The sequence below is a fragment of the Flavobacterium hercynium genome (genome assembly GCF_002217285.1).
In the GTDB taxonomy this organism is placed as follows: Bacteria; Bacteroidota; Bacteroidia; order Flavobacteriales; family Flavobacteriaceae; genus Flavobacterium; species Flavobacterium hercynium.
Genome location: NZ_MUGW01000035.1, coordinates 64,295 through 73,615 on the forward strand (window position 1 = coordinate 64,295; position 9,321 = coordinate 73,615).

Annotated in this window: 9 protein-coding genes and 1 pseudogene; 4 read left to right on the plus strand and 6 right to left on the minus strand. The window is 32.2% G+C overall.

Annotated elements, in window-relative coordinates:
- Window positions 1-176 precede the first annotated feature (176 nt).
- From leuS to B0A66_RS16570, 4 genes are all read left to right on the plus strand, one after another.
- Window positions 177-3,098: a leucine--tRNA ligase gene (gene leuS / locus B0A66_RS16550; protein ID WP_089050965.1), complete on the plus strand. Its 2,922-nt coding sequence runs from the start codon at window positions 177-179 to the stop codon at window positions 3,096-3,098.
- 654 nt (window positions 3,099-3,752) lie between these two features.
- A complete protein-coding gene (locus tag B0A66_RS16560) occupies window positions 3,753-4,598 on the plus strand; it encodes an alpha/beta fold hydrolase (protein WP_089050967.1) in 846 nt (281 codons plus the stop codon).
- 1 nt (window position 4,599) lies between these two features.
- Window positions 4,600-5,073, plus strand: a complete 474-nt coding sequence (locus tag B0A66_RS16565) for an RNA polymerase sigma factor (protein WP_089050968.1) — start codon at window positions 4,600-4,602, stop codon at window positions 5,071-5,073.
- Window positions 5,060-5,653 carry a hypothetical protein gene (locus tag B0A66_RS16570; protein ID WP_089050969.1) on the plus strand — a complete coding sequence of 198 codons (594 nt, stop codon included), beginning with the start codon at window positions 5,060-5,062 and terminating at the stop codon, window positions 5,651-5,653. Before B0A66_RS16565 ends, B0A66_RS16570 begins: the two co-directional genes overlap by 14 nt.
- Before the next feature lie 43 nt (window positions 5,654-5,696).
- Here B0A66_RS16570 and B0A66_RS16575 read toward each other — a convergent pair whose 3' ends face one another.
- The 6 genes and pseudogenes from B0A66_RS16575 to B0A66_RS16605 all read right to left on the minus strand — a co-directional run.
- Window positions 5,697-6,302: a hypothetical protein gene (locus B0A66_RS16575; protein WP_123868252.1), complete on the minus strand. Its 606-nt coding sequence runs from the start codon at window positions 6,300-6,302 to the stop codon at window positions 5,697-5,699.
- A gap of 234 nt (window positions 6,303-6,536) precedes the next feature.
- Window positions 6,537-6,968, minus strand: a complete 432-nt coding sequence (locus B0A66_RS16580) for a hypothetical protein (protein WP_089050971.1) — start codon at window positions 6,966-6,968, stop codon at window positions 6,537-6,539.
- A gap of 415 nt (window positions 6,969-7,383) precedes the next feature.
- On the minus strand, window positions 7,384-7,758 hold the full coding sequence (locus tag B0A66_RS16590; protein WP_089050973.1) for a hypothetical protein: 375 nt from the start codon (window positions 7,756-7,758) through the stop codon (window positions 7,384-7,386).
- Window positions 7,759-7,960: 202 nt separating this feature from the next.
- Entirely contained in the window at window positions 7,961-8,356 is a 396-nt protein-coding gene (locus B0A66_RS16595; RefSeq protein ID WP_089050974.1) for a hypothetical protein, read from the minus strand.
- 2 nt (window positions 8,357-8,358) lie between these two features.
- Window positions 8,359-8,670: a hypothetical protein gene (locus tag B0A66_RS16600; RefSeq protein ID WP_089050975.1), complete on the minus strand. Its 312-nt coding sequence runs from the start codon at window positions 8,668-8,670 to the stop codon at window positions 8,359-8,361.
- Between the two features lie 336 nt (window positions 8,671-9,006).
- Window positions 9,007-9,321: pseudogene (locus B0A66_RS16605) on the minus strand (hypothetical protein); the annotation flags it as partial.

The following is a 9,321-nucleotide window of genomic DNA, read 5'->3' on the forward strand; positions in this document are numbered from 1 at the left end:
TCATTATTTTTTATCTAATAAAATTACTTTGGTACAATCCACAATAAACGTAAATTTGCAACTCGTAATTTTCGTGATAAAGCCTTAAAAGCTTTGTCACTAAGAATCTTTGAACCTTAGAACTGACTTGAGTAAGCGAGAGCACGACTCCATTAAAATAAAAATATAAACAGGGAATGAAATACAATCCGAACGAAATCGAAGAAAAATGGCAAAAATATTGGGCTGAAAACCAAACTTTTGCTGCAGAAAACAATTCTGAAAAACCGAAGCATTATGTTTTAGACATGTTTCCTTATCCATCTGGAGCAGGACTACACGTTGGACATCCGCTGGGGTATATCGCATCAGATGTTTATTCTCGTTTCAAAAGACATCAGGGTTTTAATGTGCTGCATCCTATGGGCTACGATAGTTTTGGATTGCCGGCAGAACAATATGCTATTCAGACAGGTCAGCGTCCGGAAGATACAACACGTGTAAATATTGATGGAGGAGTAGATAAAGAAGGAAAACAAATTGCAGGTTACAGAAAGCAATTAGATAAAATAGGATTTTCATTTGATTGGGGACGTGAAGTGCGTACCTCAAATCCTGATTATTACAAACACACACAGTGGATTTTTATTCAATTGTTTAATTCCTGGTATTGCAAAAAACAAGGAAAAGCATTTGATATCAAAGATCTTGTAACTGTTTTTGAAGAAAGCGGAAATGCATTAGTAGAAGCGGTTTGCGATGATAATGTTATGATTTTTACAGCACAAGAATGGAACTCATATTCTGACGATCAGAAAGAAAAAGTTCTTTTGCAATACAGAATGACGTATTTGGCAGAGACAGAAGTAAACTGGTGTCCTGGTTTGGGAACTGTTTTAGCAAATGACGAAATTGTAAACGGCGTTTCTGAACGTGGAGGATATCCTGTAATCCGTAAAAAAATGACCCAATGGAGCATGCGAATTTCTGCTTATGCAGAACGCTTGCTACAAGGTTTAAATGATATTGACTGGAGCGAATCGATCAAAGAATCACAAAGAAACTGGATCGGGAAATCGGTGGGAGCTTTAGTTAAGTTTCAAGTCAAAAGTCAAAAGTCGAAAGAGGAAAGTGCAACAGGACTTTCAGACTTTGGACATTCGACTTTAGACTCTTTTATAGAAGTTTTCACAACCCGCCCTGACACTATTTTTGGAGTAACCTTTATGACTTTGGCACCAGAACATGATTTGGTAGCGAAAATTACGACTCCGGAGCAAAAAGAAGCTGTAGAAGCCTATATCGAAAAAACAGCGAAACGTTCAGAGCGTGAGCGTATGGCAGATGTAAAAACAATTTCAGGAGTATTTACCGGAGCGTATGCAGAACATCCTTTTACTAAAGAACCAATTCCGGTTTGGATTGGGGATTATGTTTTGGCTGGATACGGAACTGGTGCTGTAATGGCGGTTCCTTGTGGAGACGAAAGAGATTACTCATTTGCTAATTTCTTTAAAGGTCAAAACGGAATGCCGGAGATCAAGAATATTTTTGCTAATATTGATATTTCTGAAGCTGCTTACGGTTCTAAAGACAATGTTGAAATTGCGAATTCTGATTTCTTAAACGGATTAAATTATAAGGCTGCAACGCAAAAAGCAATTGCTGAATTAGAAAAAATAGGACAGGGAACTGGAAAAACAAATTACCGTTTGCGTGATGCAGTTTTTTCTCGTCAGCGTTATTGGGGAGAACCTTTTCCTGTATATTACATAAATGGACTTCCAAAAATGATCGATGCGAAACATTTGCCGATTATCTTACCGGAAGTAGAAAAATATTTACCAACCGAAGATGGTTTGCCTCCTTTAGGAAATGCAGCTGTTTGGGCTTGGGACAGTGTTAATGCTAAAGTGGTTAGCACAGAGTTGATTGACAATGCAACAATTTTCCCTCTGGAATTAAACACTATGCCAGGTTGGGCAGGAAGTTCATGGTATTGGATGCGTTACATGGATGCACACAATGAAAATGAATTTGCGAGCAAGGAAGCTTTGGCCTATTGGGAAAGTGTTGATTTGTACATTGGAGGAAGTGAGCACGCAACCGGTCACTTATTGTATTCTCGTTTCTGGAATAAATTCTTAAAAGACAAAGGATTTGCTCCAACCGAAGAACCATTCAAAAAACTGATCAATCAGGGAATGATTTTGGGAACTACTGCGTATGTCTACAGATTAGAAGGAACTAATATTTTTGTTTCTAAAAATAAAATTGAAGATAAGAAAGTACAGCCAATTCGTGTTGACGTTCATTTTGTAAATTCTTCGGATGAATTAAATATTGAAAAATTCAAAGCTTGGAGAGAAGATTTTAATACTGCCGAATTTATTTTTGATGAAAACGGAAAATACATTGTTGGACGTGAAGTCGAAAAAATGTCTAAATCCTATTATAACGTAGTAACGCCAGATGATATTTGTGCTGAATATGGAGCTGATACATTGCGTTTGTACGAAATGTTTTTAGGACCTTTAGAGCAGGCAAAACCTTGGAATACTGCTGGAATTTCCGGAGTTTTTGGATTCCTTAAAAAATTATGGCGTTTGTATTTTGACGAGAACAATGGTTTAATTGTAAACAACGACGAACCAACAAAAGACAACTTAAAATCATTGCATAAAACGATTAAAAAAGTAGGCGAAGATATTGAGAGTTTTTCTTTCAACACTTCTGTTTCTCAATTTATGATTTGTGTAAATGAATTGTCTACTCAAAATTGTCATTCACGAGCAATTTTAGAACCTTTAGCGATTTTGGTTTCGCCTTACGCACCACATATCGCAGAAGAATTATGGTCGCAATTAGGACATACAACTTCAATTGCAACGGTTCCTTTTCCAGTTTTTGAAGCGAAACATTTAGTTGAAACCAATAAAGAATATCCGGTTTCTTTTAATGGAAAAATGCGTTTCACAATCGAATTGCCTTTAGATTTAACTGCAGCTCAAATTGAGGAAATCATTATGAAAGACGAAAGAACGCTAAAACAATTAGATGGTAAAACACCAAATAAAGTAATTATTGTTCCTGGTAAGATTATTAACCTTGTAGGATAAATATAAATTTTAATATTTTTTTTCGCCACGAATTCACGAATGTACACTTAATAATTCGTGAATTCGTGGCGATTTTTTTGTTGGGTATTTTTTTCGTCAAGACTCGAGCGCTTGTAAACAGACAAAGTAATTCACGAATTCCTATTTTGAATGACAAATACAATGATAAGATTGTAGAAAAGCCTTTGCGCCTTAGCGTCTTTGCGCGCAAATAATTTCGCATTCTTAGCGATTAAAAACCCCTCCAACATTGGAATATTTTTTTTTTCGCCACGAATTCACGAATTCCTATTTTGAATGACACATACAATGATAAGATTGTAGAAAAGCCTTTGCGCCTTAGCGTCTTTGCGCGCAAATAATTTCGCATTCTTAGCGATTAAAAACCCCTCCAACATTGGAATTATTTTTTTTTTCGCCACGAATTCACAAATTTTTATTTTGAATAACACATACAATAATAAGATTGAAGAAAAACCTTTGCGTCTTAGCGTCTTTGCGCGCAAATAATTTCGCATTCTTAGCGCTTAAAAATACCTCCAACATTCAGATTTAGAATTTTTTCATTAAAAATTTGAATTAAGTTGTAACATTTTAATAGTTCTCGTATCCAAAGGGCGGATCCGATTATTTAACAACTTAAAACTATTAAAAATGAAAAAGTATATTTTAATTATCGCCCTATTATTCTCAGCATTGTGTATTAATGTTTTTGCACAAACAAAATCATATCCTTTCGAAGTAATTAAAACCGGAAAAGGAAAACAAACATTATTCTTCATCCCCGGATTTGCTTCTTCCGGAGAAGTTTGGAACGAAACCAAAGCAGTTTTCGAAAAAGATTTCACTTGTTATACACTTACAATGGCAGGTTTTGCCGGAGTACAACCACAGCCAAATCCTTCATTCGAACATTGGAAAACCGAGATCGCCCATTATATAAAAGACAATAAAATCCAAAAACCAATCTTAATTGGTCACAGTATGGGAGGCGGGTTAGCCTTGGCAATTGCCGCTGATTATCCGGGACTGATTGGGAAAATCGTAGTGGTAGATGCTTTACCTTGTTTAGCAGCTTTAAGTGATACGTCTTTTCAATCAAAACAGAAGAATGATTGTTCGCCTATGATTACTCAAATGACAGCAATGTCCGATACTCAGTTTTCCGACATGCAAAAGCAAATGATGCCGAGACTTGTTCAAAATGCTTCAAAGCTTGACTTAATTGTAGATTGGAGTGTGAAATCAGATCGAACAACCTTCGGTCAAATGTACTGTGATTTTTTTAATGTCGATTTGAGAAAGAAAATTGCAACAATAAAATGCCCTTCATTAGTTTTATTAGAATCCTATTTTATAAATTTAAAACCAACTATTGAAGAGCAATACAAAAACTTGAAATCCGCTCATTTTGAATATGCTGCTAAAGGCCTGCATTTTATAATGTACGACGATCAGGAATGGTATTTGAAACAATTAGACACTTTTATAAAATCGTAAAATGGAATTCGAAGATATCTATAAAACATATTGGGATAGAATATTCAGGCTTTGCATGGGTTTTGTAAACGATTATGACGTAGCTCAGGATTTAGCTCAGGAAACTTTTATCATTGTTTGGCAGAAGCTGGAAACGTTTAGAAACGAATCGACTATTGGAACTTGGATTTTTAGAATTGCTTCTAATAATTGTTTAAGACAAATTGAAAAAGAAAAGCGTTTTCAAAAGTCAGATCTGCCGATTCATCTCACAGAAGAAAAACATTATTCTATCGAGCCACAAATTCAGCTTTTATATAAATGCATTGCTGAATTGCCGGAAACGGATCGTGTAATAATTTCATTAGAATTAGAAGATGTAAAACAGGCGGAGATTGCTAAAATCGTTGGGCTTTCCGAAGCTAATGTACGAGTGAAAATTCACAGAATTAAAGAAAAATTAACTCAAAAATTTAAAGAAAATGGACTACAATAATCATATAGATTTTAAAGATTTATGGAAAAGACAATCCATTAAAGAACCAGATATGAAAGATTTGATGTCACGCTTACATACATTTAAAAAAGCAGGTTTGAGAAACGTATGGATACTTAATGTTTTACTTGTTGTAACGAGTGTGTTTATTGTTTGTATTGGAGTTTACTATAACCCGCAATTCATTTCGACAAAAATTGGAATTCTGCTAACGATTCTTGCGATGGTAATGTATTTATTCGTTTACAATAAATTATTACGTAATTATAAAAATATCAGTACAACACAAACCAATCAGGAATATTTACAGGAACTGCTTTTGATAAAAAAGAAACAGCAATTTTTACAAACCAAAATGATCGGTTATTACTTCGTAGTGCTAACAATCGGAATTGGATTGTATATGTATGAATACGCAAGCAGAATGTCGCTTTTGGGATTGTGCTTAACCTACGGACTGACTTTGTTGTGGATTGGGTTTAACTGGTTTTACCTTCGTCCGAAACAAATAAAAAAACAAGAGAATAAAATTGATACTCTAATTGCAAAGTTCGAAGAAGTGAATCAGCAATTGCAGTAACAAAAAAGAAAAAGCTTCGGGTGATTCCGAAGCTTTCTTTTTTTTAATTGTTCAATGCATCTAAAATAGCTGTATCATTTAGGACATCTTCAAACAATTTTACGATCGCTTTAGGCATGTATTCTTTGTATCTGCCATTTGTAATGGCTGCATTTCCACCTAATTTTCTTTTTTCATGAAATTGCTTAAAAGCAATTGTTTTATTGCTATTGTCAAATACCGAAACATCAAAATCATAGTAAAGAAATTGAATTCCGTATCCGTCTGTATGAAGTTCTCTAAAAACAATAAAGATTTTTTTCTCACTTTCAGAGTTAAAAAGGTTCTGTTTTACGGTGTTCTCGTCTTGTTTGAAGTTAGTTGATACTTTGGTTGCCTTGGTATTGGATCTGTTTAGAGATTCTGTCATGTTGATGGCTATCTCATCTATAAAATTACAGCCTGTCGTTGTTGACATTGGATAAGGAATTCCTGCACAACTTCTCATATAACCTGTAAGTGATGGTTTTCTCCGACCCTTTACAACGGAAGGTCTATGATCTAGTAATGCTACACCGAGACTTTCAGCCTTTACAGCAGATAAATCCATTTTAAGATTATCATAACTGACTTTTCTGTTTATAGCACAGCTTGATAATACTATCGACACGATAATAATGGATAAGAATTTTTTTGTTTTTTTTATTGTTTATTTATTTTGGGCTTATATAATTCTTTGCAAAACGTAAGGATATCTATTACCTAAGCAATATTGCTTGGTATGAGTAGCTTGTTTTATTTTTCATGTGTATTCGGGCGATTATGTTGTAGTTGTATCAGTTTTTGGAAATGCTTCTAAAACTTGTAATTTTGATATTTCTTAGCTACTAAACCAGTCATCCAATTATTCATAATTCGAAAGTTTTTCTATTCTTTCTATTTCTCGTTGTTTAGAAATCTTTTCTCGGTTTTTATTACCACCTATTATCATTAAAAATCCTAATGAACTAAGAAAGACTATAATGAGAATACCTCCAGTCTTATCTTTTTTGAAATTTTGCCTTAAAAAAACTCTTGGTTTTACAAATAGATAATAGTTAATAACCCATAAAATGAACATAAAGGATAATATCCAGAATGCATAATTTTCGCCTAAGTCTATTGAAGCAGAAGCTTTAAAAAAATAGACTAATCCCATAATTATATCAATAGTAAAATATAAAAAGAAAGTACTTGCTAATGAAGTAGAAAACAAAGCCATTTTGTGTCCTTCTTTTGAAAAATCTCTAAACACCCAATACAATCGAAATAGAAAATAATAATAGTAATTTTTCATTGTTTTTATTTTTACGAACAGATTTATTATGAAATAAAAATGCTTATTAGAAATAAGATTAAACTAAAAATTATAAATCGAATCATATATTTTCCATTACTTGGTTTATAATTAAAAAGTAATTTTTCATATCTCTTATTATAGATAATTAAAAAATAATTTATGACAAGAGATGGTACTAGATAAAGTATAATAGCTTCTAATTTTATGTCTAAACTTTTTTTTATGCGATTATCAGAGAAAAGTGAGTAATTTACATACTCAGGAAAGAAACTTTTAAGTGAAATAGTTATTGACATGAAAATTAAACTTAAAAAAGCAGACAAAAATAGTATTGTACTAAATTTCCAATTTCCATTATTGGTAGTTTTTGATTTGATAATTGTATCAACGCAAATTTTATAATAAATACTAATCATCGATTTTTTTCTATTCTTGCTTTTTCTCGTTCTGCGAAAATTTTCTCGCGATTTTTATTTGCAAAATAAAGCAAACACATACTATTTAAAACAATAAATAGTATTATAACATATCCTCCTTTTTTATCGGTTTTAAAACCTTTTTCTAAAAATTTTTTGTCTTTAATAAAATACACGTAGTTTATAATTCCAATAATAAACATATTAAGAATGACTGATATACTATTTTGATTTATTAAATCAAGTATTTTGAAATAATAAAAATCTACAAACAACAAAATTGTAAGTAAAGAGAGGTAAACTATCAATGTACTTGTTGTAGTTGTAATATTAATTACAGTTCTTTCGTCGTATCCATTTTTAGGATTCATTAATTGTGAATACAATCTGAACAATAAATAATAGTATGCTTTCATCTTGTTTTATAAATAGTGTGCTTCCTGACGAATATTCGTAAATTGCTTTACCGCAGAAATAAGGTCAAGCTCCTGCTATATTACTAGAATTGCTGAAGTTGAAGCTCATATAGCAGCAGCCTAGTTTTAATTCTATTTTGTTAGAGTTTTTGGAAGTTTAAAAAATTGTTCTTCCAAAAATAGAAGCTATAATAAATAATAATAGCAAAGGAGATAATATAAATAGTATCACTAAAAATCCTTTAATTTGTTTCTTGGTTTTTTGTTCATTACTCCATTTTTCTCTAAACAAAATATATTTGCCTTTATATTGCTTTCTGTTAAATAGGTATATTAAAAAAAGAATTAATAAAACAACTATTTTCTCTGAAAAATGAACTTTATTTGCTTTCTCCACATCTAAAAACAAATCTCTTATCAAGAAAATAATATCCATTAAATAAATTGCTTTAATTAGAGAAATTGTCAACAATGCAGTAAATGCCTCTAAACCGTCTCTTTTGAAATAAAATTTTGCAATTCTATAATATGTATAATTAAAAATAATCCTCATTGTTATTTCATTTTATCATTAACATAATTTCCAATTCTATCTGTAATTGTAGTTCCAGTATACAGACCCACTCCTATATCTAAAGCTACATAACTTAGGCTAAAAGCAGCAGATGCAAATAAAAGCGCACCTCCAATTCCTATTTTTGCAACTGTTCCCCAACCTAGATTATTTGATTCATAATCTTCATAAGAGGTTAAAAATAATCCTGCTCCTCCCAAAACTTTACCAACTTTTGATGTTAGTTTAAGTGAATTAGAAACGTGCCTTAAATTAGAAACGGTTTGTCCTTTAGCTCCATATTTAATGAGCATTTCTGCTTTAGTCAGAACGATTCCTTCATAACCAATAATAGCAGATCCAGATTTGAAATCGCTTTTATTAGATTGTGAGAGAGATTGCTCTTTCTTCTCCGAAAAATCCCCTTTAGCCGCTACAAAAGCTCCATTTTTACATCTGGTTTAGCACCATAATACCCAAAATCCGTATTAAAACTAATTCCAAAAGTCAGTCCTGCATTATTTAAAGCTTAAACCCAGTCTCCGGTTTGGCTCTATTGTGCAACAGCAACAGCAAAATGTCCTGCACCGACTGTAATTAGTGCCCCATCTACAATAGCAGTTAGCGAAAAAACTTAGTTGTGTTTATGATTACTTAATTGTGGGATAAAATACTTTTTCTGTTATGATCTTAATGTCTTTGAAGTTTTCTTCTAATATCTTATCAATCTTAGATGAATATAAAGATGTGATGACAAAACACGATCCGTCTAGTAGTTTTATTTTTGCATAATAATATCTACTAAAAGCCAAAGTCCCATTTCCGGTGTCTTTTGAACCATTTATACAAAGTCTAATCTCTTCAATGTTTTCATTTGTATACTTTATAATTTCTGTTTTTCTTTTTTTCAATATCACGTTTTTGTTTATTTCATAATTTACCCCTTTGTTTACATTTAAATAGTT

Excerpts from the sequence above, each read along its gene's own strand:
- leuS (WP_089050965.1), top strand. The coding sequence starts at position 177 with ATGAAATACAATCCGAACGAAATCGAAGAAAAATGGCAAAAATATTGG.
- B0A66_RS16560 (WP_089050967.1), top strand. The coding sequence starts at position 3,753 with ATGAAAAAGTATATTTTAATTATCGCCCTATTATTCTCAGCATTGTGT.
- B0A66_RS16565 (WP_089050968.1), top strand. The coding sequence starts at position 4,600 with ATGGAATTCGAAGATATCTATAAAACATATTGGGATAGAATATTCAGG.
- B0A66_RS16570 (WP_089050969.1), top strand. The coding sequence starts at position 5,060 with ATGGACTACAATAATCATATAGATTTTAAAGATTTATGGAAAAGACAA.
- B0A66_RS16580 (WP_089050971.1), bottom strand. The coding sequence starts at position 6,968 with ATGAAAAATTACTATTATTATTTTCTATTTCGATTGTATTGGGTGTTT.
- B0A66_RS16590 (WP_089050973.1), bottom strand. The coding sequence starts at position 7,758 with ATGAATCCTAAAAATGGATACGACGAAAGAACTGTAATTAATATTACA.
- B0A66_RS16595 (WP_089050974.1), bottom strand. The coding sequence starts at position 8,356 with ATGAGGATTATTTTTAATTATACATATTATAGAATTGCAAAATTTTAT.
- B0A66_RS16600 (WP_089050975.1), bottom strand. The coding sequence starts at position 8,670 with ATGCTCATTAAATATGGAGCTAAAGGACAAACCGTTTCTAATTTAAGG.